This is a genomic window from Cupriavidus sp. UYPR2.512 (genome assembly GCF_000379565.1).
Lineage (GTDB): Bacteria > Pseudomonadota > Gammaproteobacteria > Burkholderiales > Burkholderiaceae > Cupriavidus.
The window spans coordinates 135,650-159,072 of the sequence record NZ_KB902853.1; the positions used below are offsets into that span (position 1 = coordinate 135,650).

21 protein-coding genes and 1 tRNA gene are annotated in these 23,423 nt (G+C 66.7%); 3 read left to right on the forward strand and 19 right to left on the reverse strand.

Annotated elements, in window-relative coordinates:
- Nucleotides 1-18 precede the first annotated feature (18 nt).
- The 3 genes from A3A5_RS0103295 to rnr all read right to left on the reverse strand — a co-directional run bounded on the left by A3A5_RS0103295 (nucleotide 19) and on the right by rnr (nucleotide 4,208).
- Nucleotides 19-786: an NAD-dependent deacylase gene (locus A3A5_RS0103295; RefSeq protein ID WP_018309232.1), complete on the reverse strand. Its 768-nt coding sequence runs from the start codon at nucleotides 784-786 to the stop codon at nucleotides 19-21.
- Nucleotides 787-790: 4 nt separating this feature from the next.
- Nucleotides 791-1,534 (reverse strand): 23S rRNA (guanosine(2251)-2'-O)-methyltransferase RlmB, encoded by a 744-nt coding sequence (gene rlmB / locus A3A5_RS0103300; RefSeq protein WP_010809441.1) that lies wholly within the window; start codon nucleotides 1,532-1,534, stop codon nucleotides 791-793.
- 70 nt (nucleotides 1,535-1,604) lie between these two features.
- Nucleotides 1,605-4,208, reverse strand: a complete 2,604-nt coding sequence (gene rnr / locus A3A5_RS0103305) for a ribonuclease R (protein WP_018309233.1) — start codon at nucleotides 4,206-4,208, stop codon at nucleotides 1,605-1,607.
- A 70-nt stretch (nucleotides 4,209-4,278) separates the two neighbouring features.
- Here rnr and A3A5_RS0103310 point away from each other — a divergent pair.
- The 3 genes from A3A5_RS0103310 to A3A5_RS0103320 all read left to right on the forward strand — a co-directional run bounded on the left by A3A5_RS0103310 (nucleotide 4,279) and on the right by A3A5_RS0103320 (nucleotide 5,865).
- A tRNA-Leu gene (locus A3A5_RS0103310) sits at nucleotides 4,279-4,365 on the forward strand.
- Between the two features lie 388 nt (nucleotides 4,366-4,753).
- Entirely contained in the window at nucleotides 4,754-5,188 is a 435-nt protein-coding gene (locus tag A3A5_RS0103315; RefSeq protein ID WP_013957208.1) for an Rrf2 family transcriptional regulator, read from the forward strand.
- A gap of 65 nt (nucleotides 5,189-5,253) precedes the next feature.
- Entirely contained in the window at nucleotides 5,254-5,865 is a 612-nt protein-coding gene (locus A3A5_RS0103320) for an NAD(P)-dependent oxidoreductase (protein WP_018309235.1), read from the forward strand.
- A 28-nt stretch (nucleotides 5,866-5,893) separates the two neighbouring features.
- Here the strand turns inward: A3A5_RS0103320 and A3A5_RS0103325 are convergent, their stop codons facing one another.
- From A3A5_RS0103325 to ndk, 16 genes are all read right to left on the reverse strand, one after another.
- Complete coding sequence (locus tag A3A5_RS0103325; RefSeq protein WP_018309236.1) at nucleotides 5,894-6,463, reverse strand: phosphoribosyltransferase; 570 nt, start codon at nucleotides 6,461-6,463, stop codon at nucleotides 5,894-5,896.
- Nucleotides 6,464-6,588: 125 nt separating this feature from the next.
- Nucleotides 6,589-7,929, reverse strand: coding sequence for an adenylosuccinate synthase (locus tag A3A5_RS0103330; RefSeq protein ID WP_018309237.1), 1,341 nt, complete (start codon nucleotides 7,927-7,929; stop codon nucleotides 6,589-6,591).
- 85 nt (nucleotides 7,930-8,014) lie between these two features.
- Entirely contained in the window at nucleotides 8,015-9,166 is a 1,152-nt protein-coding gene (locus tag A3A5_RS0103335) for an ATP phosphoribosyltransferase regulatory subunit (protein WP_018309238.1), read from the reverse strand.
- Nucleotides 9,167-9,365: 199 nt separating this feature from the next.
- Complete coding sequence (hflC, locus tag A3A5_RS0103340) at nucleotides 9,366-10,274, reverse strand: protease modulator HflC (RefSeq protein ID WP_018309239.1); 909 nt, start codon at nucleotides 10,272-10,274, stop codon at nucleotides 9,366-9,368.
- 10 nt (nucleotides 10,275-10,284) lie between these two features.
- Nucleotides 10,285-11,646, reverse strand: coding sequence for an FtsH protease activity modulator HflK (hflK, locus tag A3A5_RS0103345; protein ID WP_018309240.1), 1,362 nt, complete (start codon nucleotides 11,644-11,646; stop codon nucleotides 10,285-10,287).
- Between the two features lie 141 nt (nucleotides 11,647-11,787).
- Nucleotides 11,788-13,050, reverse strand: coding sequence for a GTPase HflX (hflX, locus tag A3A5_RS0103350; RefSeq protein WP_018309241.1), 1,263 nt, complete (start codon nucleotides 13,048-13,050; stop codon nucleotides 11,788-11,790).
- A gap of 225 nt (nucleotides 13,051-13,275) precedes the next feature.
- A complete protein-coding gene (gene hfq / locus A3A5_RS0103355) occupies nucleotides 13,276-13,515 on the reverse strand; it encodes an RNA chaperone Hfq (protein WP_010809431.1) in 240 nt (79 codons plus the stop codon).
- Nucleotides 13,516-13,728: 213 nt separating this feature from the next.
- On the reverse strand, nucleotides 13,729-15,072 hold the full coding sequence (der, locus tag A3A5_RS0103360; protein ID WP_026200407.1) for a ribosome biogenesis GTPase Der: 1,344 nt from the start codon (nucleotides 15,070-15,072) through the stop codon (nucleotides 13,729-13,731).
- A 219-nt stretch (nucleotides 15,073-15,291) separates the two neighbouring features.
- Entirely contained in the window at nucleotides 15,292-16,467 is a 1,176-nt protein-coding gene (gene bamB / locus A3A5_RS0103365; RefSeq protein WP_026200408.1) for an outer membrane protein assembly factor BamB, read from the reverse strand.
- Nucleotides 16,468-16,535: 68 nt separating this feature from the next.
- The gene (locus tag A3A5_RS0103370; protein WP_018309244.1) at nucleotides 16,536-17,168 is read right to left on the reverse strand and encodes a tetratricopeptide repeat protein; all 633 of its coding nucleotides are present in this window, start codon (nucleotides 17,166-17,168) and stop codon (nucleotides 16,536-16,538) included.
- 82 nt (nucleotides 17,169-17,250) lie between these two features.
- Nucleotides 17,251-18,630 carry a histidine--tRNA ligase gene (gene hisS, locus A3A5_RS0103375; RefSeq protein WP_018309245.1) on the reverse strand — a complete coding sequence of 460 codons (1,380 nt, stop codon included), beginning with the start codon at nucleotides 18,628-18,630 and terminating at the stop codon, nucleotides 17,251-17,253.
- A gap of 39 nt (nucleotides 18,631-18,669) precedes the next feature.
- Nucleotides 18,670-19,962, reverse strand: a complete 1,293-nt coding sequence (gene ispG / locus A3A5_RS0103380) for a flavodoxin-dependent (E)-4-hydroxy-3-methylbut-2-enyl-diphosphate synthase (RefSeq protein WP_018309246.1) — start codon at nucleotides 19,960-19,962, stop codon at nucleotides 18,670-18,672.
- A 48-nt stretch (nucleotides 19,963-20,010) separates the two neighbouring features.
- Entirely contained in the window at nucleotides 20,011-20,976 is a 966-nt protein-coding gene (locus A3A5_RS0103385) for a RodZ domain-containing protein (protein ID WP_018309247.1), read from the reverse strand.
- Entirely contained in the window at nucleotides 20,969-21,748 is a 780-nt protein-coding gene (gene pilW, locus A3A5_RS0103390; protein ID WP_018309248.1) for a type IV pilus biogenesis/stability protein PilW, read from the reverse strand. The genes A3A5_RS0103385 and pilW overlap by 8 nt, the downstream gene beginning before the upstream one ends.
- On the reverse strand, nucleotides 21,745-22,899 hold the full coding sequence (rlmN, locus tag A3A5_RS0103395; RefSeq protein ID WP_018309249.1) for a 23S rRNA (adenine(2503)-C(2))-methyltransferase RlmN: 1,155 nt from the start codon (nucleotides 22,897-22,899) through the stop codon (nucleotides 21,745-21,747). The genes pilW and rlmN overlap by 4 nt, the downstream gene beginning before the upstream one ends.
- A 53-nt stretch (nucleotides 22,900-22,952) precedes the next feature.
- Complete coding sequence (gene ndk, locus A3A5_RS0103400) at nucleotides 22,953-23,378, reverse strand: nucleoside-diphosphate kinase (protein WP_018309250.1); 426 nt, start codon at nucleotides 23,376-23,378, stop codon at nucleotides 22,953-22,955.
- Between the last annotated feature and the right edge of the window lie 45 nt (nucleotides 23,379-23,423).

Genomic DNA, 23,423 nt, shown 5'->3' on the forward strand with positions numbered 1-23,423 from the left:
AAAGCCCGGACCCGAGGCTCAGCCGGCCGATGGCGCCAGCTGCGGCCACAGCCGCGGCAGGCACGCGCCCGCCGCGGCGGACAGCACGATATCCGCGGTCTGGTCCAGCGCCGACGGCTGCGGATTGACCACGATCACCGGCGCGCCATGCTCGCGCGCCAGGCCCGGCAGCCCCGCCGCCGGATAGACCAGCCCCGAAGTGCCGACCACCAGGCACAGGTCACAGTTCTGCGCCGCATGCTCGGCGCGGTAGCGCGCCACGCGCGGCAGGTCCTCACCGAACCACACCACGCCCGGACGCATCAGCGCGCCGCATAGGTCGCAGCGCGGCGGCATGCCGGGCAGCGCGGTTGCCTCGTTGCAGCGTCCGCACCCGTCCAGCCATTTGTTGGCGAACAGGTTCCCATGCAGCTCGACCACGCCCGCGCAGCCGGCGCGCTGGTGCAGGCCGTCCACGTTCTGCGTGACCAGCGTGAAAGGTTTCTGCGCAGCCAGAGCGACCAGCGCATAGTGCGCCGGGTTGGGATGCACGGCTGCGACCAGCTCGCGCCGGTGCAGGTACCACTCCCAGACCAGCGCCGGCTGGCGGCGGTAGGCCTCCTCGCTGGCCAGCTCTTCCGGGTCGAACTGCTGCCACAGCCCGGTCATCGCGTCGCGGAAGGTCGGCACGCCGGATTCGGCGGAAATGCCGGCGCCGGTCAGCACGAAGATATTGCCGGCGGCCGCGATCAGCCGGCGTGCTTCCTCAAGCCCCGGCATTTCAAAGAGACCGGAATCAGCGGCCATGGACTTATCGCGGCAGGCGCCGCTGGCGCACGGCTTCGTACAGGCATACGCCGCTGGCGACCGAGACGTTCAGGCTTTCCACGCCACCCGCCATCGGGATGCCGACCAGCTCATCGCAGGTCTCGCGCGTCAGGCGGCGCATGCCCTCGCCTTCGGCGCCCATCACGATCGCGGTCGGGCCCTTGAAGTCGATGTCATACAGCGACTTTTCGGTACCGTCGGCGGTGCCGATGACCCAGATGCCGCGTTCCTGCAGTTCACGCAGGGTGCGGGCCAGGTTGGTGACGGTGATATAGGGCACGGTCTCGGCGGCGCCGCTGGCGACCTTCGCCACGGTGGCATTGAGGCCGACGCTGCGGTCCTTGGGGGCGATCACGGCATGCGCGCCGGCGCCGTCGGCCACGCGCAGGCAGGCGCCCAGGTTGTGGGGGTCGGTGACGCCGTCCAGCACTAGCAGCAGCGGCGTGCCCTCGATGCCGTCGAGCAGTTCATCCAGGTTCAGCGCCAGTGCCACGTCTTCGGCACGCGCCACCACGCCCTGGTGGCGGTCGGTGCCGGCCATGCCGCGCAGGCGCTCGGCATCGACCGGATGCAGGCGCACGCCCAGGCTCTCGGCCAGGCGCACGAAGTCCTGCATGCGCCGGTCGCGGCGGGCGGATTCGATATAGACATCGGTCACGCCCTTGGCATCTTGGCGCAGGCGTGCGGTGACGGCGTGAAAGCCGATCAGGAGTTTGTTTTTAGCCATGGCGCGATTGTACCCGCCCCCGGCAGCCGGCCGGGGGCGAGAGGCGGCGGCATGGCGGCCGCCGCAGGCTTCAGCGCTTGCGCGGGGTGCGCGGGCCCTTGGCCGGCGTCTTGCCCGCCGGCTTGGCCTGGTGCGACTTGGAGGCCGGCTTGCGCGGTTTCTCCAGGTGCGGCGGCTTGGGCTTGGCCGCGCGCTTGGCCGGCTTGCCGCCGGTCTTCACATGCGGCCTGAGCGGCGTGATCACCGCCTCGAACACCGGCTGCTCCTCGATCACGCGGTCCAGCGTCTCGTCGAACGACTCTTCCGGCTTGGACGAGCCGCCCAGCAGCGCCGCCAGCTGGCGGCCCTTCTTGCGCGCCGGCACCGCATGGGCGGCGGGCACGCGCGGCTGGGTCTCGGTGCCGCCCGCGCGAGCACGCAGGGTTTTCGCCGACGGCTCCTGCACCAGGCGGAAGTCGATCTTGCGCGCATCCAGGTCCACGCGCGACACCTGCACGCGCACGCGGTCGGTCAGGCGGTAGCGGATGCCGGTGCGCTCGCCGCGCAGTTCGTTGCGGGCCTCGTCGTACTGGAAGTAGTCGCTGCCCAGCTCGGTCACGTGGACCAGGCCTTCCACATACAGCTCGTCGAGCTGCACGAAGATGCCGAACGAGGTCACGGCGCTGATGGTGCCGGCGTAGTCGCTGCCCAGCTTGTCGCGCATGAAGTAGCACTTGAGCCAGGCCTCGACATCGCGCGAAGCCTCGTCCGCGCGGCGCTCATTGGCCGAGCAGTGCAGGCCGAGCTCGTCCCAGATGGCCTCATTGCGCCTGGCGCGCGCCGCGGTCAGTTCTGCCTTCTGCTCGGCATCCTTGGCCTGCAGCCGGCGCGCCTTGGGCGAGATCGCGGTATTCAGCTCGGTCCCGTGCGCAAACGCCGGCTGGTACTTGGTATGTGCCAGCACCGCCTTGATCGCGCGGTGCACCAGCAGGTCAGGGTAGCGGCGGATCGGGCTGGTGAAGTGCGCATAGGCCTCGTACGCCAGGCCGAAGTGGCCGATATTGTCGGGGCTGTAGACCGCCTGCTGCATCGAGCGCAGCAGCATGGTCTGCAGCATCGGCGCATCCGGGCGGGACTTGATCTTGTCCATCACCTCGGCGTAATCCGATGCCTGCGGCTTGTCGCCGCCGCCCAGCGACAGGCCGGCGGTGCGCAGGAAATCGCGCAGGTTCTTCAGCTTCTCTTCGCTGGGGCCCGCGTGGATGCGGTACAGCGCCGGGTGCTTGAAGCGTTCGAGGAAGTCGGCCGCGCATACGTTGGCGGTCAGCATGCACTCCTCGATCAGCCGGTGCGCGTCGTTGCGCGTGCGCGGCAGGATCTGCTCGATCTTGCCCTGCGCGTTGCAGACGATATAGGTCTCGGTGGTGTCGAAGTCGATCGCGCCGCGCGCGCGCCGTGCCTTGAGCAGGACCTGGAACAGCTCATACAGGTTCTGCAGGTGCGGCACCAGCTCGCCGCGCTTGTGCGCCTCGGGGCCCTTGGTGTTGGACAGCACCGACCAGACCTCGTTGTAGGTCAGGCGCGCGGTCGAATGCATCACGGCCGGGTAGAACTGGTAGCCCTTGAGCTCGCCCTTGGCGGTGATCACGGCATCGCACACCATGCACAGCCGGTCCACATGCGGATTGAGCGAGCACAGCCCGTTGGACAGCTTCTCCGGCAGCATCGGGATCACGCGGCGCGGGAAATAGACCGAGGTGGCCCGATCCAGCGCATCCGCATCCAGCGGCGTGCCGGGGCGCACATAGTGCGACACGTCGGCGATCGCCACGATCAGGCGCCAGCCCTTGGCGCGGCCGATCTTCACCGGCTCGCAATAGACTGCATCGTCGAAGTCGCGTGCGTCTTCGCCGTCGATGGTCACCAGCGGGATGTCGCGCAGGTCGATGCGGTGGTCCAGGTCGGCCTGGCGCACCTCGTCGGGCAGCGCGGTGGCTTCCTGGGCAGCGGCCGGCGAGAATGCATGCGGCACGCCGTACTTGCGCACGGCGATCTCGATCTCCATGCCGGGATCGTCGATGTCGCCCAGCACTTCCACCACGCGGCCCACCGGCTGCACATAGCGGTCGGGGAATTCGATCAGCTCGACGCTGACCACCTGCCCCACCCGTGCCTTACCCTGCGCCTTGGGCGGGATCAGGATGTCCTGGCTGATGCGCTTGTCCTCAGGCGCAACCACCAGCACGCCGCCTTCACTGAGCAGGCGGCCGATGACAAAACGGTTGGCGCGCTCGATGATCTCGACGATCTGCCCTTCGGGGCGTCCGCGCCGGTCGTAGCCCACCACGCGCACCTGCGCGCGGTCGTTGTGCATGGCCTTCTGCAGCTCGCGCTCGGGCAGGAAGATGTCGTCTTCGCCGTCGTCGCGGATCAGGAAGCCGAAGCCGTCGCGGTGGCCCTGCACCCGCCCAGTGACGAAGTTCGGCTGATGGGCCAGCTCATAGCGGCCCTTGCGGTTCAGCTCGATCTGGCCGTCGCGCTCCATGGCCGCCAGGCGCTTCTGGAAACCGTCATGCTCTTTGCGCGTGACGGAGAGGGCCTTGGCAATATCGCCGGCGGACTGGGGGGATCCCGACGTTCTCAACACGCCCAGGATTTCTTCCCGGCTGGGGATCGGATAATTGTTCTGATTCAATTTTTTCTGGAAACTAATTGACAAAATTCTCGCGCTCTCTATAATGAGCGCTTCGGTTGTTTCGACACCTGCCCAGGTGGCGGAATTGGTAGACGCACTAGGTTCAGGTCCTAGCGGTGGCAACACTGTGGAGGTTCGAGTCCTCTCCTGGGCACCAGATCACCGGAAAACCCGCAGCGCTTTCAAGCCCTGCGGGTTTTTTGTTTTTGACGCCATTTTCGCGCATCAGATCCGGCAACTTGCACTCCTTGCTTGGCGGCCATTGCCGCGATGTCATACCTGCGAGCGTACGGGTTTTTTCCCGTCCGTGAAACCGCGCACCGTACCCCGCGCGGCAGCCGAACCACAACGGTACGGCAATGTCGGGGAGTGTAACAGCTTCAGTGGCGATTCCGGCATTCCACCGGCCATTGGCTGCCACATCGGCGTATCACCTCCTTCCCGCCCGGTACTCCGGACACTTTGCACCCTGCGCGCGCTTGACATGCCCGACCATGTGTAACTATCATGGTTTCACATTGCACCCGACATCCCGAGCACAAGCATTGAGCACAAGCAGCCGGTTCGCCGTGGCGGTCCACATCCTTACCCTGCTCGCCAGTTCGGCCGAACCGGTGCCCTCGTCGCTGATCGCCGGCAGCGTGGGCACCAACCCGGCGCTGATCCGGCGGCTGGTCGGCCAACTGGCTGAAGCGGGGCTGGTGGCGACCACCATGGGCAGCACCGGCGGCGCCACGCTGGCGCGCCCGGCCGCGTCAATCACGCTGCTCGACGTGTTCCGCGTGGTGGAAACCACCGCGCTGATCACGCTGCACCAGAGCGCGCCCAACCCGGCCTGCCCGGTCGGGCGCGAGATCACCGGTGCGCTGCGCAAGGTCGCGGACCGTGCTCAGGCGGCCATGGACGATACCCTTGCGGGCATCACCATCGCCAGCATGCTCGCCGATGTCGAAGGCAGCAACCAGCGCCGCAAGCGCTGAATTTTTTTGCCCCGATATGTAACCACGCTGGTTTCATATCAACCTGACCAAAAGAAGGAGTGACCATGAAGATCGCAATCATCGGCGCCACCGGCCGCGTTGGCACGCGCCTGACCGACGAAGCCCTGCGCCGCGGCCACCAGGTCGCCGCCATCGCGCGCCAGGCCAGCCAACTGCCCGCACGCGCAGGCGTGACAACCACGGATGCGGATGCGACCGACAGCGCCGCACTGGCCGCGGCCCTCGCCGGCCACGATGTCGTCATCAGCAGCGCGCGCTTTGCGCAACTGAACGCGCAGCAGGTGACTTCGGCTGTGCGCAAGGCGGGCGTGCCGCGCCTGCTGGTGGTGGGCGGTGCCGGCAGCCTCCATGTCGCGCCGGGCGCGCACCTGGTCGACACCCCGAATTTCCCCGAAGCCTACAAGGCCGAGGCGCTGGCCGGCCGGGACTTCCTGAACGCGCTGCGTAGCGAGCAGCAGATCGACTGGACCTTCCTGTCGCCGTCTGCGCTGTTCGAGCCGGGCGAGCGCACCGGCAAATTCCGCATCGGCGGGGACAACCTGCTGAGCGACGCGGCAGGCAAGAGCTGGATCTCGATGGAAGACTACGCCATCGCGATGCTCGACGAAATCGAAACGCCGGCGCATTCGCGCCAGCGTTTCACGGTCGGCTACTGAGCCGCAGCGTGGCGGCCGGCGGGGGCGCTCAGTCGCGCCCGCCGTCGTCCAGCAGGCTGGCGCGCTTGCCGCGCTTGAGCCATGCGGCGAGGTTGTGCGGGCGCAGCGTGTCGTACTCTTCGAACGGCTGGTGGATCCAGGGGTTGGACTCCAGGAAGGTCACGTGGTAGTCCGGCTCGATCTTGGAGCACGCCTTGTACCACAGTACCGCCGAGCGCACCTCGGTCACCGCCGGGTAGCGTTCCTTGAGGTGGCGGCCCACGCGCTCCAGCGTGATGCCCGAGTCCACCAGATCGTCCACCAGCAGGATCTTGCCGCTCAGCTCGCCGCGGGTCATGGTGATGTACTGCGCGATGTCCAGGTCGCCCTGCTGCGTGCCGGCGGCCTCGCGATAGCTGCTGGTGGCCAGGATCGCCAGCGGCACGTCGAAGATGCGCGACATCTGGTCGCCCACGCGCAGCCCGCCGCGCGCGAGACAAAGGATCTTGTCGAACTTCCAGCCCGACTCATGCACGTTCAGCGACAGGCGTGCGATCAGGCGATGGTATTCGTCCCAGGAGACCCACAGGTTCTCGTCATCGTTGGTAGGCAGGTTCATCGTTCTACTCTTTGTATCTTCGGGTCGGTTGACCGATATGGCTCGGCCCGCTTGCGCGGGCCGATTTTTTTCTGGCGGGCCGCTGCGCTCGTGGCGTGGCGGCTTGCAGCCGTACTGCTGGCGGGTCAGGCCGTGTACGGGTGGCGCAGCAGGATGGTCTCGTCGCGGTCCGGGCCGGTCGAGATCATGTCGATCGGAATGCCGACCACTTCTTCCACGCGCTTCAGGTAGACACGGGCCTGCTCGGGCAGCGCGTCCCACGTCTTCACGCCGAAGGTCGACTCGTTCCAGCCGGGGAATTCCTCGTAGACCGGTACGCAACGGGCCACGGCGTCAGAGCCGCGCGGCAGGATGTCGACGGTCTTGCCGTCGAGTTCGTAGCCCACGCACAGCTTGATGGTTTCCAGGCCATCGAGCACGTCCAGCTTGGTCATGCACAGGCCGGACACGCCGTTGATCTGCACCGAGCGCTTGAGCGCGGCGGCGTCCAGCCAGCCGGTGCGGCGCGGACGGCCGGTGACCGAACCGAATTCCTTGCCGACGTTGGCCAGGCGCACGCCGACCGGGTCCTGGCGCGACGGGTTGTCGTTGTCGTACAGCTCGCTCGGGAACGGGCCCGCGCCCACGCGCGTGCAGTAGGCCTTGGTGATGCCCAGGATGTAGTTCAGGCGGCCCGGGCCGACGCCGGCGCCCGCTGCGGCCGCACCGGCCACGCAGTTGCTCGAGGTCACGAACGGATAGGTGCCGTGGTCCACGTCCAGCAGCGTGCCTTGCGCGCCTTCGAACATCAGGTTGCCGCCGGCGGCGTTGACCGCGTACAGCTCGGCCGACACGTCGGCCACCATCGGCGCCAGGCGCGGCGCATAGGCCAGCGCTTCGTCCAGGGTCTGCTGGAAGTCCACGGCTTCGGCGCCGAGGTACTGGGTCAGCATGAAGTTGTGGTAGTCTAGGTTCTCGCGCAGGCGTTCGGCGAACTGCTGCGGATCGAACAGGTCCTGCACGCGCAGCGCGCGGCGGGCCACCTTGTCTTCATAGGCCGGGCCGATGCCGCGGCCGGTGGTGCCGATCTTGGCGGCACCGCGGCGGGCTTCGCGCGCCTTGTCGATGGCAACGTGGTACGGCAGGATCAGCGTGGCTGCCTCGGAAATGCGCAGGCGGCTCTGCACCTGCAGGCCGGCGCCTTCGAGTTCTTCGATTTCACGGAACAAAGCTTCGGGCGACAGCACCACACCGTTGCCGATGTAGCAGACCGTGCCGTCACGCATGATCCCGGACGGGATCAGGCGGAGAATGGTCTTCTTGCCGCCGATGATCAGCGTGTGGCCAGCGTTGTGGCCGCCCTGGAACCGCACCACGCCCTTTGCCTGGTCGGTAAGCCAATCGACGATTTTTCCTTTGCCTTCGTCACCCCATTGGGTGCCGATCACGACGACATTGCGCCCCTGGCCTACTGCGGATGCGGACATATTGCTTTGGTCAATAGGTTAAAAACGTATTCTACTCTTGTTGCCGGGCGATTCTCGATTTTTGGGCACGCCCGGCGCCCAAGCGTCAGCGCGGCACCACGGCCCAGCCGGCGTCCTGGCGCACCAGCTGCCGGTCGCAGTTGAATTCATCGAGCTCGTGGGTATGGCCGGGCAGCGACTGGATCACGATCTCGCCGGCCGCACGCAGGGCGGAAATGGCGGCGCGGAGTGCGGGATCCGCATCCCAGGGCGCAAAAATCGCCTGAGCGCGCACTTCCACGGGCGACAGCGCCGCCACTTCGCGCAGGTCCAGCGAGAAACCCGTGGCCGGGCGGGCACGGCCGAAGGCCTCGCCCACCTTGTCGTAACGGCCGCCACGCGCCACATAGTTGGGCAGCCCGGCAACATAGGCCGCGAACATCACGCCACTGTGATAGTGGTAACCGCGCAAATCCGACAGGTCGATATTCACGCTGGCACCGCGCACCTGCACCGCCAGTGCCGCCAGCTCATCCAGCGCGCGGCCGATGGCCGGGCTGGCCGGCAGCGTCGCGCGGGCGCGCTCGATCACGTCCACGCCGCCGTACAGCGTCGGCAGCGCCAGCAGCGCATCGCGCTCGGTCTGCGGCATGCCTGCGGTCAGTTCGCGCAGGGCCGGCACATCCTTGGTTTCCAGCGCGGCAAAGAGCGCGTCCTCGATCTTGCGGATCGACGGCAGGCCCGCCAGCAGCGCTTCCAGGATGCCGGCATGGCACAGGTCGATGCGGACATCCGACAGCCCCGCCGCCTGCAGCGCGGCCAGCATCAGGTCCTGGATCTCGACGTCGGCTTCCAGGCCGGCATGGCCATAGATCTCGGCGCCGATCTGGATCGGCTCGCGCGTGGCATGGAAACCCGCCGGGCGCGCATGCAGCACGTTGCCCGCGTAGCACAGGCGGGTCACGCCCGGACGGTTCAGCAGGTGCGCGTCGATGCGCGCCACCTGCGGCGTGATATCGGCACGCAGGCCCATGGTGCGGCCCGACAGCTGGTCCACCAGCTTGAGCGTGCGCAGGTCCAGGTCATGGCCGGTGCCGGTCAGCAGTGACTCCAGGTATTCCAGCATCGGCGGCATCACCATCTCATAGCCGTAGGTGCGGAACAGGTCCAGCATGCGGCGGCGCAATTCTTCGATCTTGCGCGCTTCCGACGGCAGCACGTCGGCAATGTTTTCTGGCAGCAGCCAATGGTTGGACATAGTGAATCTCTTCTCAGTCAGTCTCGTCTCTGTCATTCGGCTTGCCTCGAGGCAATGCCCCCAAGGCACCCGTCCTTGACCAGGAACTTCATTGCAGGCGCCGCGCGCCCGCGCCATCACTCAGCGAGGATGGCTCCAGCCGGACAAAACCCCGGCAAGCCGGGGTTTCGTCAATCCGCCACACGGACAAGCGACGGTGCTAACGCTTGCCCCCGGATCCGCCCGGGGCGGCCGCGGCGGCACCGCCGCTGGAACGCATGTAGCGGAAGAACTCCGAGTTGGGCTCAAGCACCAGTACGTCGCGCTTGTCGCGGAAGGTGTTGCGGTAAGCCTCCATGCTGCGCCAGAACTGCGCGAACTGCGGATCGCGGCCAAACGCATCGGCATAGATCTGCGAGGCCTTGGCATCGCCCTGGCCCTTGATCACCTGGGCGTCGCGATAGGCCTCGGCCAGCACCACTTCGCGCTGGCGGTCGGCATCGGCGCGGATCTTCTCGCCCTCGGCGGCGCCGGTGGAGCGCAGTTCGTTGGCCACGCGCTTGCGCTCGGCCTCCATGCGCCGATACACCGATTCGCTGATCGCGGGCAGCAGATCAACGCGCTTGAGGCGCACGTCCAGGATCTCCACGCCTACCGACTTGGCGTATTCGCTCATGGCGCTGCGGATGGCCTGCATCACCTGCTCGCGCTCGCCGGCGACTACATCGGCCACGGTGCGTTTGCCGAACTCCTCGCGCGCCACCGAGTCGATCCGCTGGGTCATGCGGTCCTGCGCGCCGCGCACGTTGCCGCCGAAGGCGACAAAGAACTTGCGCGGATCGGTGATGCGCCATTTGACGAACCAGTCCACCACCATGCTCTTCTTCTCGGCGGTCAGGAAACGCTCGCTGGCGGCGCCATCGATGGTCTGCAGGCGGCGGTCCATGAACACCACGTTCTGGAACGGCGGCGGCAGCTTGAAGTGCAGGCCGGGCTCGCGCACCACCTGCTTGATCTCGCCAAAGGCGAACACCACGGCGTACTGGCGCTGGTCGACCACGAACAGCATGGACGAGACCACGGCCAGCAGGATGAAAAAGCCAATCGCGAAGGAAATCAGTCGGTTCATGACGGTCTCCTCAGCGCGAGTCGCGGTCGCGGTTGCGCAGCGATTCGCGCGAACGGATGTCCGTCGATGCATCCGGCGCGGGTGCCGGCGTGCTCGCGGCGCCCGGCTGGCCCGGTTGCGGCGCGGCGCGGCCGTCGGCCTGCGCCATCAGCTTGTCCAGCGGCAGATAGAGGAGATTGTTGCCCTGGCGCGCGTCCACCAGCACCTTGGTCGAGTTGGTGTAGATCTGCTGCATGGTTTCCAGATAGATGCGGTCGCGCGTCACCTGCGGCGCCTTGGCATATTCGGTCTGCACCGAACGGAAGCGCGAGGCATCGCCCTCGGCCTGCGCCACCACGCGGGAGCGGTAGGCTTCGGACTCCTCCTTCAGGCGCGCCGCGGTACCCTTGGCGCGCGGGAGGATGTCATTGGCATAGGCCTGGCCTTCGCTGATCGCGCGCTCGCGGTCCTGGCTGGCCTTGTTGACGTCATCGAATGCGGCCTGCACCTGCTCGGGCGGCTGCACGCTCTGGACGTTCACGGACAGCACGCGGATACCGGTCTTGTACGCGGTCAGGATGGCCTGGATCGACTTGGCCAGTTGCTGCGCGATCTGTTCGCGGCTCTCGTACAGCACCGCGTCCATCTTGTTGCGGCCGACGATCTCGCGCACCGAGGTCTCGGCGGCCTGCGTCACCAGTTCTTCATCGCCGCCGCGGTCGGTCTTGTTGAAGAACAGGAATTCGCTGGCGTCCTGGATCACGTACTGCACGGTAAAGCGCACGTCGATGATGTTCTCGTCCTGCGTCAGCATCGACGAGTCCTTCAGGTTGCTGTCCTTGATCGAGGTGGAGCGCCCCACCTCGACCGAACGCACGGCCGACAGGTTGACGACCTCGGCCGACTGGACCGGCCAGGGCATGCGCCAGTTGATGCCGGGGCCAGTAGCGTACTTGAACTTGCCGAACTGCAGGATCACCGCGGTCTGGCCTTCCTGCACCATGAAGAAGCCGCTGGCCAGCCAGATGCCGACCACGGCCGCCACGATCACGCCAGCGCCCATGCCCGAGCCCTTGCCCGGCGTGCGCGGGCCGCCAAAGCCCTGGTTGCCGCCGCCGTTGTCCTTGCGGCCGAGCAGGCCATTCAGGCGGCGGTTGAAGTCGCGCCACAGCTCGTCCAGGTCGGGAGGGCCGCCGTCCTGCTGCGGGCGCTGATTCTGCTGGCGGTTGTCGTCGCGACCATCCTTCTTGTTGTCGTCGTCGTCCTGACCGTTGCGACCCCAGCGCGGATCGTTCAGCGAGAAGATGGCGCGCAGGCGCTGCCAGCCCGCGCGCAGCGCGAAGCGGCCGCCTGGTGTCAGGCTCGAATCAGCATTCCGGGGAAACTGGGGCATGAAGTGCACGGGTCCGGGGAAGTTTGTAACAGGGGGATTCTAGCAGTCATCCGAGCCACTTTTGGCCAATTCGCGCAATCCCGGCAGCAATCGCACCGGAATTGGGCAGAAGCTCCGGAGGACTGGCGGCGAACTGACTGGCTAAAGCCTGCCCGGATTCCCCGCATCGGGGGCGTCGCTGCCGTCAGCCACGCCGCCATCATCGGCGCTGTCATCATCGCCGGCACCGTCGTAATGCGGCACCTCGGCCAGGCGCGGATCATAGGGTTGCGGCTCGGGCGGGCGGCTGGCCAGCCATTGCGCCACCTCGACCACGGCCTCGCGCAGCGCATCCAGGCCGATCCCCTCGCGCGCGCTCAGGAACACGCGGGTGGGGATACCGTCCTCATCGCGCTCCAGGCGCGGGCCCTGCTCCAACAACTCGGGCGCCGCATCGATCTTGTTCATCACCACGATCTGAGGGATGTCCAGCGCGTTGATTTCCGCCAGCACGCGGTTGACCTGCTCGATCTGCTCGTGGCGCACCGGGCTCGATGCATCCACCACATGCAGCAGCACGTCGGCATGCACGGTCTCGTCCAGCGTGGCGCGAAATGCCGCCACCAGCTGCGTCGGCAAGTCGCGGATAAAGCCGACCGTGTCGGACAGCACCACGTTGCCCAGGCCGTCCAGGAACAACCGGCGCGAGGTGGTATCCAACGTGGCAAAGAGTTGGTCGGCCGCATAGGCGCCCGCCTTGGTCAGCGCGTTGAACAGCGTCGACTTGCCCGCGTTGGTATAGCCCACCAGCGAAATGCTGAGCGTGTCGTTGCGCGCGCGGGCGCGCCGCTGCGTGCTGTGCTGGCGCTGCAGCCGCGACAGATCGGACTTGAGCCGCTTGGCGCGCTCGTCCAGCATGCGCCGGTCCAGTTCGAGCTGGCGCTCGCCGGGGCCGCCGCGCATGCCGATGCCGCCCTTCTGCCGCTCCAGGTGGCTCCACGCGCGAACCAGCCGCGACGCGCGGTACTGGACCTGCGCCAGCTCCACCTGCACCTTGCCGACGTGGCTCTGTGCGCGCTGCCCGAAGATATCCAGGATCAGGCCGGTGCGGTCGATCACGTGGCGGTTCAGGAAGCGCTCCAGGTTGCGCTGCTGTGCCGGGCTCAGGGCGTGGTTGAACACCACCACGTCGGCATCCAGGGCGTCGGCGGCCTCCTTCAGTTCCTCGGCCTTGCCCGAGCCGATAAACAGCGCCGGATCCGGCCGCGAGCGGCGGCCCGTCAGCGTATGCACTGGCAGCGAGCCGGCGGTAGACGTCAGCAGCGCGAGTTCGCTGAGGCTTTCCTGGAAATCATGCTTGCCGAAGTCGACGCCGACGAGAATGGCGCGCGAAGGGGCGGTATTGGAAGTGGCTCTGGGGTCCAAGGGAGGGCGCGAAAGCGCAGGGAAAAACGGGTTCAGGGGGAAGGCGGGCGGATGTCGGACACTGTCCTGGCCCCTGCCGGGACAGGCCGCCGCATGATGCGGAACGTGGCGGCAGCGGCGGCTGCATTGGCAACCGCCGGGCCGCGCGGCACCGGGCGCGATGGCGCACCGGCGCCGGGCATCGATGCGGCGCCGCGGGGCGCCCGCACGATGCCCGCAAGCAGATCAGGCCTCGGCGGCGTCATCCACGCGGAAATTGACCGCGCGCGCAGGAACGACAGTGGAAATCGCATGCTTGTAGACCATCTGCGTTACGGTGTTGCGCAGCAGGACGACATACTGGTCGAACGATTCGATATTGCCTTGCAGCTTGATGCCATTGACGAGGTAGATGGAAACCGGCACGTGCTCTTTGCGCAGCGCGTTCAGAAACGGGTCTTGTAGCAGTTGCCCTTTGTTGCTCATGGCACACTCCAAATTTATAGGTTTAGTGATGAATGATGGGGATGGAAATCCCCGGTTCAAGTCAGTCGGCGCAAAAACGCGCCAGAAAAAAGATCAAAAACGGTACCAAGTCGGCGTCAATGCACAGGGGAACCCCCCTGCTACCGCAAATTTAGCCGCAGTTCCAAACGAACGCAAACGAAAACTTGCCCCGCCAGGGATCCGATTCCGGACTCAATCCTTCGAGTCCGCATACGGATTTTTGTTCGTACGGAATTCGATGCGAAGAGGGGTGCCCTTGAGCTTGAATGCCGTACGGAAACGATTTTCCAGGTAGCGCCGGTAGGTTTCCGCAACGCCCGACAGCGCATTGCCGTGGATCACGATAATGGGCGGATTCGAGCCGCCCTGGTGCGCGTAGCGCAGCTTGGGCCGCGATGCGCCGACCCGCTTGGGCTGCTGGAATTCCACCGCTTCCTGCAGCACACGCGTGAGCTGCGGCGTCGGCAGCTTGACCATCGCCGCGGCGAACGCGTCATCGACCGAACGCATCAGCGCGCCAATGCCGGTACGCTCGCGCGCCGAGACAAAATGGAAATTCGCGAAGCTCAGGAATTGCAGCTTGCGTTCCAGGTCGTGCTTGATGCGGTCGCGGGCATGGCCGTCCAGCCCATCCCATTTATTGACGCCCACCACCAGCGCGCGGCCCGACTCCACGATAAAGCCGGCGATATGCGCATCCTGCTCGGAAATATCCTGTTGCGCATCGAGCAGCAGGATCACCACATTGGCATCGGCGATCGACTGCAGCGTCTTGACCACCGAGAACTTCTCGATCGCCTCGAACACCTTGCCGCGCCTGCGCAAGCCCGCCGTGTCGATCAGCGTGTAGGGCTTGCCGCCGCGCTCGAACTCCACGTAAATGGCATCCCGGGTGGTGCCGGGCATGTCGAACGCGATCACGCGCTCTTCACCGATCAGCGTGTTGACCAGCGTGGATTTCCCCACATTGGGGCGCCCGACGATGGCAATCTTGACGCCCTTGCCTTCGTCCGAAATCTCTTCGGCCAGCTCGGGGCGCTCCTGGACCGCGAGCTCGATGGCCTCGTCGACCAGTTCGCTCACGCCGTCGCCGTGGGCCGCGGAGATCGCGTACGGATCGCCCATGCCCAGCTCATAGAAATCGGCCGCCACCGAGGTGTACTTCATGCCCTCGGCCTTGTTGACCGCCAGCATGATGCGCCGGCCGGTCTTGCGCAGGTAGTCGGCAATGGCACGGTCCTGCGGCGCCAGGCCCAGGCGGCCGTCGACGATGAAGATCACCACGTCGGCCTCGACCACGGCCTGCTTGGTCTGCTTGGCCATCTCGGCGACGATGCCTTCCTTGACCACCGGCTCAAAGCCGCCGGTATCGATGGCAATGAACGGACGTTCGCCGATGCGCCCTTCCCCGTAATGGCGGTCGCGCGTCAGGCCCGGCAGGTCGGCGACAAGGGCGTCGCGCGATCGGGTCATGCGGTTGAATAGCGTCGACTTGCCCACATTGGGGCGGCCGACAAGTGCGATAACTGGTTTCATGCAATAAACGGAAACGGGGGCCGGCACGCCGCCCCCCGGTAACTCCGGAGTCAATGGATCCGACGGCAGGCCGCGCCACCTGGGCGCGGCCTGCCGCTTGTCCTGTCGGGCGCGGCGCCGGGTCAACGGACCCGCTGCAATTGCCGCGCTAAGGATCATGCTACCGGATTCGGCGCTGACCGTACCGACAGGTGTACGGCAGCGCGCATTGGATGCCTGTCAGCCAGGCTGGAAACCGTAGACGTCGCCGTCGCGGGTCTGGATTACCATGGTCTGCCCCGCCACCACGGGCGCGGCGGTGATGGCACTGCCATCGGTCTTCATGCGTGCGATGACCTGGCCATCTTCGCGCGACAGGAAGTGTACATAACCTTCAAAGTCGCCCATTACCACCGAGCGGCCCAGGGCCAGCGGCGCGCCCAGGCGGCGGTTGCGCAGGTCGTTGTTCTTCCAGCGCTCGTTGCCGTTCTGGCGGTCGAAGGCATGCACGACCGACTGCTCGTCGCTGGCGTAAATCGCATTGTCATCCTGCGCCGGGCCGCTCGGCGACGAGAAATCCTTGCCCCACTGCGGCTGGCCGCTGGCCAGTTCCAGGCAGGCCACCCGGCCCTGGAAGGTAGTGGCGCAGACCTGGCGCCCGCTCACCATCGGCAGGCCGGTGACATCGTTCAGGCGCTCGATCTCCGACACGCCCTTCGGGTACGAGACCGCGCTCTCCCAGCGCAGCACGCCGTTGCCCGGCGTCAGCACGCCCAGCTTGCCGCCGGGGAAGCCCATCACGATGCCGTCGCCGGCAAACACCATCCCCATCGACGCACGCAGGTTCAGCGGCGTCTGCGAACGCTGGTAGATCCAGCGGCGCTCGCCGGTCCCGGCGTCCAGACCGAATACGCGCGTGTCGGTGGTGCGCACCACCACCAGTCCGTTGCCGACCAGCGGCGCCGACAGCACCTCGCCGTTGACCTGCTTCTTCCAGATCTGCTTGCCGCTGGCGTCAAAGGCATAGATGGCGCCCTTCTCGCCGGCGACCGCCGTCACCGAGCCATCGCTGCCCGGGCCCGAGGTCAGGTCCAGGTCGGCCTTGGCCTTCCACAGCACGCGCCCGCTGGCGCCTTCCAGCGCCATCACGTTGCCGTTGTTGGACGACACGTAGACGTTATTGCCCGCCGCGGCAGGCTGCATCGAATAGGGGCCGCTCTTGCCCACGTCGGCCTTCCAGGCCTGGCGCACCGACAGCGTGCCCGAGACTGGCTTGAGTTCGGCGGGCGGGTGCTTGTTTTCCTTGCTGAACAGCGAGCAGCCGCCCAGTGTGGCCAGGCAGGCAACCGCCACCAGCGCACGGGTCATGGTGCGGGCGGGCTGGCGATGTACGGCACGGGAAAGCACTGACGTCATAGGGTTACGGTCCTGTTTATACGATCCGCTGGATATGCGGTGTTTGCACGCGCTCGGGAGCGGCCGGATCAGGCCGTGCCCAGCGCATCGAGCTTGAACTGGATGATCTGGCGCATCGCCGGCTCGCCCTGGCCCAGCTTGTCCAGCGCCTTGCGATAGGCCGTGCGCGCATCGTCGCGCTTGTCCTGCGCGGCGAGCAGGTCGCCGCGTCGGTCGGCATACAGCGCGGCAAACGCGGCCGGCGGCTCGTCCTTGAGCAGCGCCAGGCCCTGGTCATAGGCCTTCTCGTCCAGCAGCACGCCGGCCAGGCGCACGCGCGCCAGGTGCGAATACTCCTGGTCGCCATGGTCGATGGCCCACTGCAACTGGCTCTTGGCCGCGGCGAGGTCGCCCGCATCGTACAGCACGCGGCCCGCGACCAGCGCGCTCATCTGCCCATAGGCAGTGCGGCCGAACTTGGCTTCCAGGTCGGTCGCGGCGCGCTTGATGCGCTCGATATCGCGCGCTTCGGCGGCTTTGAGCACCTGCTCATACAGCACGGCGGCTTCGCCCGCCTGCTTGCGTTCCCAATACTTCCAGCCATTCCAGCCGGCAAACGCCAGCAGCGCGATGATCAGCACCCAGGTCAGCGCATTGCCGTACTGGCGCCACCAGGCCTTCAGATTCTCAAGCTGTTCCTGTTCTTCTAGATCGTAAGCCATGTCGAGGCAATCACCTGCGTGGGTTGGATACTTGTGTAATCGGGTTGCGGCGAGCCGCCGCGCGCATGGCGGCGGCGCACCGTTATTCGCTGGCGCCGACCATGGCGTCGATCAGGTAGTCGACCAGGCCTTCGGCCGGCACGGTGGCCTGCTGCCCACCGCCTTCGGCCTGCTCGCGCTGGCGAAGTTCCTTGACCTGGGCCACGCCGGCAGCCACTTCGTCGTCGCCAATGATAACGGCATAGGCCGCGCCGCTTGCGTCCGCGCGCTTCATCTGCGACTTGAAGCTGCCGCCCTTGCCGTCGGGGCTGGCGTGCAGCACCACGTCCAGGCCCGCGTCGCGCAGCCGTTCCGCGGCGATCATCGCCTGCTGTGCGGCGGCTTCGCCCTGGTGCACCAGATAGACGTCGCAGCCCACCGCTTCGGGCACCACGCCTTCTTCGCGGATCAGCTCGATGATGCGCTCGATGCCCATGGCCCAGCCGCAGGCCGGTGCCGGCTTGCCGCCCATCTGCGCGATCAGCGGGTCATAGCGCCCGCCGCCGGCGATGGTGCCCTGCGCGCCCAGCTTGTCGGTGATCCACTCGAACACCGTCAGGTTGTAGTAGTCCAGGCCGCGCACCAGGCGCGGGTTGATCTTGAACGGGATGTTGTTGGCCTTGAGCAGGCGCTGCACGCCCTCGAAGTGCGCCAGCGACTCTTCGCCCAGGAAGTCGATCAGTTTGGGCGCGTTGGCCGCCATCTCCTGCAGCGCCGGGTTCTTGGTGTCCAGCACGCGCAGCGGGTTGGTGTACAGGCGGCGCTTGCTGTCGTCGTCCAGGATGTCCTGGAAGCCTTCCAGGTACTTGATCAGCTGTTCGCGGTGCGCGGCGCGTTCATCGGCCTGCCCCAGCGAATTGAGCTCCAGGCGCACGCCAATCAGGCCCAGGTCGTCCCACAGTCGCTGGCACATCAGGATGATTTCCGCATCCACGTCCGGGCCGGCAAAGCCCAGTGCCTCGGCGCCGAGCTGGTGGAACTGGCGATAGCGGCCGCGCTGCGGGCGCTCGTGGCGGAACATCGGGCCGGTGTACCACAGGCGCTTGGGGCCGTCGTACAGCAGGTTGTGCTCGATGGTGGCGCGCACGGCTGCGGCAGTGCCTTCCGGGCGCAGCGTCAGCTGCTCGCCGTTGAGCGAATCGGTGAAGGAGTACATCTCCTTCTCGACGATGTCGGTGACCTCGCCGATGCCGCGCACGAACAGCTGCGTAGGCTCGACAATGGGCGTGCGGATCTGCTGGTAGCCGTAGGCGCGCAGCATGGCGCGCGCGGCATTCTCGAAATGCTCCCACAGCGGCGCGTCCGCCGGCAGCATGTCGTTCATGCCCTTCACGCCCTGCAGGGCCTTGGCGGGGCGCACCTTCGGTTCGGTCTTCGGTTCGGTCTTGGCGCCTGCGGCGGCCACGTTCTCGGATTGCGTCATTCTGTTCTTGTCAGGCTGCTGGCACCCGGCCGGTCCGGCTCAGGCTGCCACTTCTTTGTCGGCCCGCGCAGCGCCCGGGCCGTAATGCGTGCGAACGTATTCGTCTACGATCGCCTGGAACTCTTCTGCAATGCGCTCGCCGCGCAGCGTCTTCACCTTGACGCCATCGACGAACACCGGTGCCGCCGGCGATTCACCCGAGCCCGGCAGCGAGATGCCGATGTTGGCGTGCTTGCTCTCGCCCGGGCCGTTGACGATGCAGCCCATCACGGCCACATCCATTTCCTCGACGCCCGGGTAGGCGGTCTTCCAGTGCGGCATCTGCTCGCGCAGGTAGGCCTGGATGCTGGCCGCCAGCTCCTGGAACACGGTGCTGGTCGTCCGTCCGCAGCCGGGGCACGCAATCACCATCGGGGTGAAGTTGCGCATGCCCATGGTCTGCAGGATCTCCTGCCCCACGTATACCTCCTTCTCGCGCGGCGCGCCGGGTTCGGGCGTCAGCGAGATGCGGATGGTGTCGCCGATGCCTTCCTGCAGCAGCACCGACAGTGCCGCGGTCGAGGCCACGATGCCCTTGCTGCCCATGCCGGCCTCGGTCAGCCCGAGGTGCAGCGCGTAGTCGCAGCGGCGTGCCAGCTCGCGGTAGACCGCGACCAGTTCCTGCACCTGCGACACCTTGCACGACAGGATGATCTGGTCGCCCGGCAGGCCGATCTCCTCGGCCTTCTTCGCCGAATCGATGGCCGAGGTGATCAGCGCCTCGATCATCACGCTCTGCGCCGGCCACGGCTCGGCGCGCCCGGCGTTCTCGTCCATGATCCGTGCCAGCAGGTCCTGGTCCAGGCTGCCCCAGTTCACGCCGATGCGCACCGGCTTGTTGTAGCGGCACGCCATCTCGATCATCTGCGCGAACTGCGTGTCGCGCTTGGCACCCTGGCCGACATTGCCGGGGTTGATCCGGTACTTGGAGAGCGCCTCGGCACAGGCCGGATAGTCCTGCAGCAGCTTGTGGCCGTTGTAGTGGAAGTCGCCCACCAGCGGCACATCCACGCCCATGCGGTCGAGCTGCTCACGGACCGACGGCACCGCGGCGGCGGCCTCGGGCGTGTTCACCGTGATGCGCACGATCTCCGAGCCCGCACGCGCCAGTTCCTTGACCTGGATTGCGGTGCCGATGGCGTCCACCGTGTCGGTATTGGTCATCGACTGCACGCGCACCGGCGCGCCGCCGCCAATAGTCACCACATTGTCGCCCCACGCGACGCGCGCCTGGCGCGTCTGGCGGCGCGGCAGCGGACCGGGCAGGACCGGGAGACAGAGCTGTTGGTTCATAGCGTTACCACCTTGCAAAGACGCACCTTGCCGCACCTTGCGCCCGCGTCAGGGCAGCGTCAGGCGCGCCACGTTGTTGCGGTTGGCTGCCTTCAGGTCGACCGGCGTGCCATTGCGCGTCAGCGACTCGACGCCCTTGACGTTGCCGATCACCACCTTGTACGGGGCGGTGCCGCCACCGGCCATGGTCTGGCCAGCCTTGGCGGTACCGCCCATGACGATCTTGCCGCTATTGTCCCGGATCTCATACCAGGTATCGGCGGCAAAACGGATCTGCAGTTCACCCGCGCCTGCTGCCGCAACCGGCGCCGTGGCAGCAGCAGGCGCGGAAGCGGCTGCAGGCGCCATCGCGGCCGCGGGGGCTGCCGCGGCACTGGCCGGAGCGGTTTCGGCAGACGGCGCCGGCGAATCGCTGGCGGCCATGACCGGCGGCAGCGCCGCCGTCACGGTGCCGGCTTCCGTGCTCCGGATCACGGCAGGCGCTTCAGCCGTTACGGTCTCGGCAGCGCTGCTGCGCGCGTCGATCCATGCGCGGATATGGTCAAGCCCGAACCAGCCGCCCGCGGCCACCAACACGGCCACCAGCGCCAGCCAGACCCAGCGACCGCCGTTGCCGCCCGAGCGGAAGCGGTTGCGGTCGTCGAAGGCCGCGTTGATGCCACCCTCGCGCTGCCTGGCAATTTCCGCCACCTGCGCCACCGGGCGCGGCTGGAATCGTGCCAGCAACGGGTCGATGTCGACGTGCAGCATGCGCGCATAGGCACGCATCACGCCCTTGGCGAAGGTCACGTCGGGCAGTGCCTGCAGGCTGCCGGCCTCGATCGCGCGCAGCTTGCCTGCAGCCACCTTCAGCCGCGCGCTGACGTCTTCCACCGACATCCGCTGCGCCTCGCGCTCGCGCGCCAGCGCTGCGCCGATCTCGCGTGCGGCAGCTTCGCGTTCTCCTTCGTGCGCGCCCCCGCCGACTTGTTGCGTCGGTACGGCCTGGCCTGCGGCGCGGTCGTGCTCACTCATCCCATGCTCCTTGTTCGTAGGCGGTCAACTCACGCGAGTCGGGGAAGCGGCTGCGCAGTTGCGCCCCAAGCGCATCCTGCGTGCGGCTGTCGCCCTGACGGTGGGCAATGCGTGCTCCCAGCCAGAGGGATTGCGCATTGACAAATTGGCTGTTGTTGACGCGCTGGACATACTGCCCGGCCTGCGCGAAGTCGCCGCGCCGGTAGAAGACCAGCGCGAGGTTGGTGTTGGCCACCGGGTTGTTGCGGTCGTAGCCGAGCGCGGCCTTCAGGTTCTTTTCCGCTTCGGCGCTGTGGCCCTGGCGCAGCTCGCACGCGCCCAGGCTGATCAGCGGCTTGGCGGGGCCGCCTGCGGACGGCGCCGACATCGCCCGCTGCAGCATCGGCGCGGCCTCGCCGTAGCGCCCTTCCTGGCACAGGAACCAGCCGTAGTTATTGAGCAGGTCGCCGTCGTTGGCACGCATCGACACCGCCGTGCGGAAGCTGTCGTCGGCCAGCGTCCGCTCATTCATGTTCATGTAGATCAGCGCGCGCACATGGTAGGCGTCGGCGAGCGTCGGATCGATGGCAATGGCCTGCTTGATCTCGTCAAGGGCGACCGCGTTCTGGCCGGCCTCAAGGTAGTTGGTGGCCAGCTGCAGCCGGATGCCGGCGCGGCGCCTTGCATCGGTCTGGTCAGAAGCGGTCTGGGGATCCTGCGCTGGCGCATGCGGCAGCTGGCAGCCGGACAACATCAGCAGCCCCAGCAGGGCCGCAGCGATCAGACGGATCATGCAGGGCGAACCTCCCGAGGCTGGCCGGAAGCAGTGACCGGCACCAGTGGCGTGATCTTGCCGAACTTGCCGCGCTCGGCCAGGCGCGTGCGGTCCTTCACTTCCCCGGCCAGCTGGCCGCAGGCGGCGTCGATATCGTCGCCGCGGGTCTTGCGGATGGTGGTCACGATGCCTGCATCCATCAGCACCTGCGCAAAGCGCCGGATCTGATCGTTGTTGGAACGCTTCAGGCCCGATTCGGGGAACGGATTGAACGGGATCAGGTTGAACTTGCATGGCACCTCGGCCACAAGCTTCAGCAGTTCCCGTGCATGCTCGACGCCGTCGTTGACGCCGTCAAGCATGCAGTATTCGAAAGTAATGAAATCGCGCGGCGCGAATTCCAGGTAGCGGCGGCATGCCGCCATCAGTTCGGCCAGCGGGTACTTCTTGTTCAGCGGCACCAGCACGTCGCGCAGGGCGTCGTTGGACGCGTGCAGCGACACGGCAAGCGCCACCGGCAGGTCCTTGGACAGCCGGTCCATCATTGGCACCACGCCGGAGGTCGACAGCGTCACGCGGCGGCGCGACAGGCCGTAGGCGTTGTCGTCGAGCATCAGGCGCATGGCCGGCACGACAGCGTCGTAGTTCAGCAGCGGCTCGCCCATGCCCATCATCACCACGTTGGAGATGACGCGGTCATCCTTGGGGCCGCGGCCCAGTTGCTCGCGCATGGCGAACTCCGCCATCCACAGCTGGCCGATGATTTCACCGGTGCTGAGGTTGCGCGAAAAGCCTTGCTTGCCGGTGGAACAGAACCGGCAGTTGACGGCGCATCCCGCCTGCGAGGAAACGCACAGCGTGCCGCGCGTTTCCTCTGGGATGTAGACCGTTTCCACCGCGTTGCCCTGGCCCACGTCGAGCAGCCACTTGCGCGTGCCGTCGGCCGACAGGTTGTCGGTGATGGCGGCAGGCGCGCGGATCTCGGCCCGCGTCGCGAGCTTTTCGCGCAGCGACTTGGCGAGATCCGACATGGCGTCGAAGCGGCTGGCACCGTAGTGGTGGATCCAGCGTTGCAGTTGCCGCGCACGGAACGGCTTCTCGCCGAGCTCGCCGCAATAAGCGGTGAGCGCGTCCGCGTCGAGGTCGAGCAGGTTGACGAGAGCGTTCATGACGGCAAACTCAGCTTCGGTGTCAGTCTAGTCCTGGCAGCAGCGCCGGACAATCAGCGGCTGTAGACGTTCATGCCCGGGAAGAAGAACGACACTTCCGCGGCAGCCGTTTCAGCAGCGTCCGAGCCGTGCACGGCATTGGCGTCGATGCTGTCGGCGAAATCGGCGCGGATGGTGCCCTTCTCGGCCTTCTTCGGGTCGGTGGCGCCCATCAGGTCGCGGTGCTTGGCGATGGCGTTCTCGCCTTCCAGGGTCTGGATAATGACCGGGCCGGAAATCATGAAGTCCACCAGGTCCTTGAAGAACGGACGCTCCTTGTGGACAGCGTAGAACTGCTCGGCTTCGCCGCGCGACAGGTGCACCATCTTGGCAGCAACGATCTTCAGGCCGGCGGCCTCGAAACGGGCGTAGATCTGGCCAATGACGTTCTTGGCCACGGCATCCGGCTTGATAATCGACAGGGTGCGTTCGATCGCCATGAAAAACTCCGAAAAATGAAGGGGTTACAAATGGATTAAACGTGC

What these genes read in the sequence shown, in the direction of transcription:
- rlmN (WP_018309249.1), bottom strand. Translation starts at nt 22,899, where the DNA reads ATGAACGCTCTCGTCAACCTGCTCGACCTCGACGCGGACGCGCTCACC.
- hisS (WP_018309245.1), bottom strand. Translation starts at nt 18,630, where the DNA reads ATGACGCAATCCGAGAACGTGGCCGCCGCAGGCGCCAAGACCGAACCG.
- ndk (WP_018309250.1), bottom strand. Translation starts at nt 23,378, where the DNA reads ATGGCGATCGAACGCACCCTGTCGATTATCAAGCCGGATGCCGTGGCC.
- hfq (WP_010809431.1), bottom strand. Translation starts at nt 13,515, where the DNA reads ATGAGCAACAAAGGGCAACTGCTACAAGACCCGTTTCTGAACGCGCTG.
- hflK (WP_018309240.1), bottom strand. Translation starts at nt 11,646, where the DNA reads ATGCCCCAGTTTCCCCGGAATGCTGATTCGAGCCTGACACCAGGCGGC.
- pilW (WP_018309248.1), bottom strand. Translation starts at nt 21,748, where the DNA reads ATGATCCGTCTGATCGCTGCGGCCCTGCTGGGGCTGCTGATGTTGTCC.
- A3A5_RS0103330 (WP_018309237.1), bottom strand. Translation starts at nt 7,929, where the DNA reads ATGTCCGCATCCGCAGTAGGCCAGGGGCGCAATGTCGTCGTGATCGGC.
- ispG (WP_018309246.1), bottom strand. Translation starts at nt 19,962, where the DNA reads ATGAACCAACAGCTCTGTCTCCCGGTCCTGCCCGGTCCGCTGCCGCGC.
- bamB (WP_026200408.1), bottom strand. Translation starts at nt 16,467, where the DNA reads ATGACGTCAGTGCTTTCCCGTGCCGTACATCGCCAGCCCGCCCGCACC.
- A3A5_RS0103320 (WP_018309235.1), top strand. Translation starts at nt 5,254, where the DNA reads ATGAAGATCGCAATCATCGGCGCCACCGGCCGCGTTGGCACGCGCCTG.
- der (WP_026200407.1), bottom strand. Translation starts at nt 15,072, where the DNA reads ATGAAACCAGTTATCGCACTTGTCGGCCGCCCCAATGTGGGCAAGTCG.
- A3A5_RS0103370 (WP_018309244.1), bottom strand. Translation starts at nt 17,168, where the DNA reads ATGGCTTACGATCTAGAAGAACAGGAACAGCTTGAGAATCTGAAGGCC.
- A3A5_RS0103335 (WP_018309238.1), bottom strand. Translation starts at nt 9,166, where the DNA reads ATGTCCAACCATTGGCTGCTGCCAGAAAACATTGCCGACGTGCTGCCG.
- rlmB (WP_010809441.1), bottom strand. Translation starts at nt 1,534, where the DNA reads ATGGCTAAAAACAAACTCCTGATCGGCTTTCACGCCGTCACCGCACGC.
- hflC (WP_018309239.1), bottom strand. Translation starts at nt 10,274, where the DNA reads ATGAACCGACTGATTTCCTTCGCGATTGGCTTTTTCATCCTGCTGGCC.
- A3A5_RS0103325 (WP_018309236.1), bottom strand. Translation starts at nt 6,463, where the DNA reads ATGAACCTGCCTACCAACGATGACGAGAACCTGTGGGTCTCCTGGGAC.
- A3A5_RS0103385 (WP_018309247.1), bottom strand. Translation starts at nt 20,976, where the DNA reads ATGAGTGAGCACGACCGCGCCGCAGGCCAGGCCGTACCGACGCAACAA.
- A3A5_RS0103295 (WP_018309232.1), bottom strand. Translation starts at nt 786, where the DNA reads ATGGCCGCTGATTCCGGTCTCTTTGAAATGCCGGGGCTTGAGGAAGCA.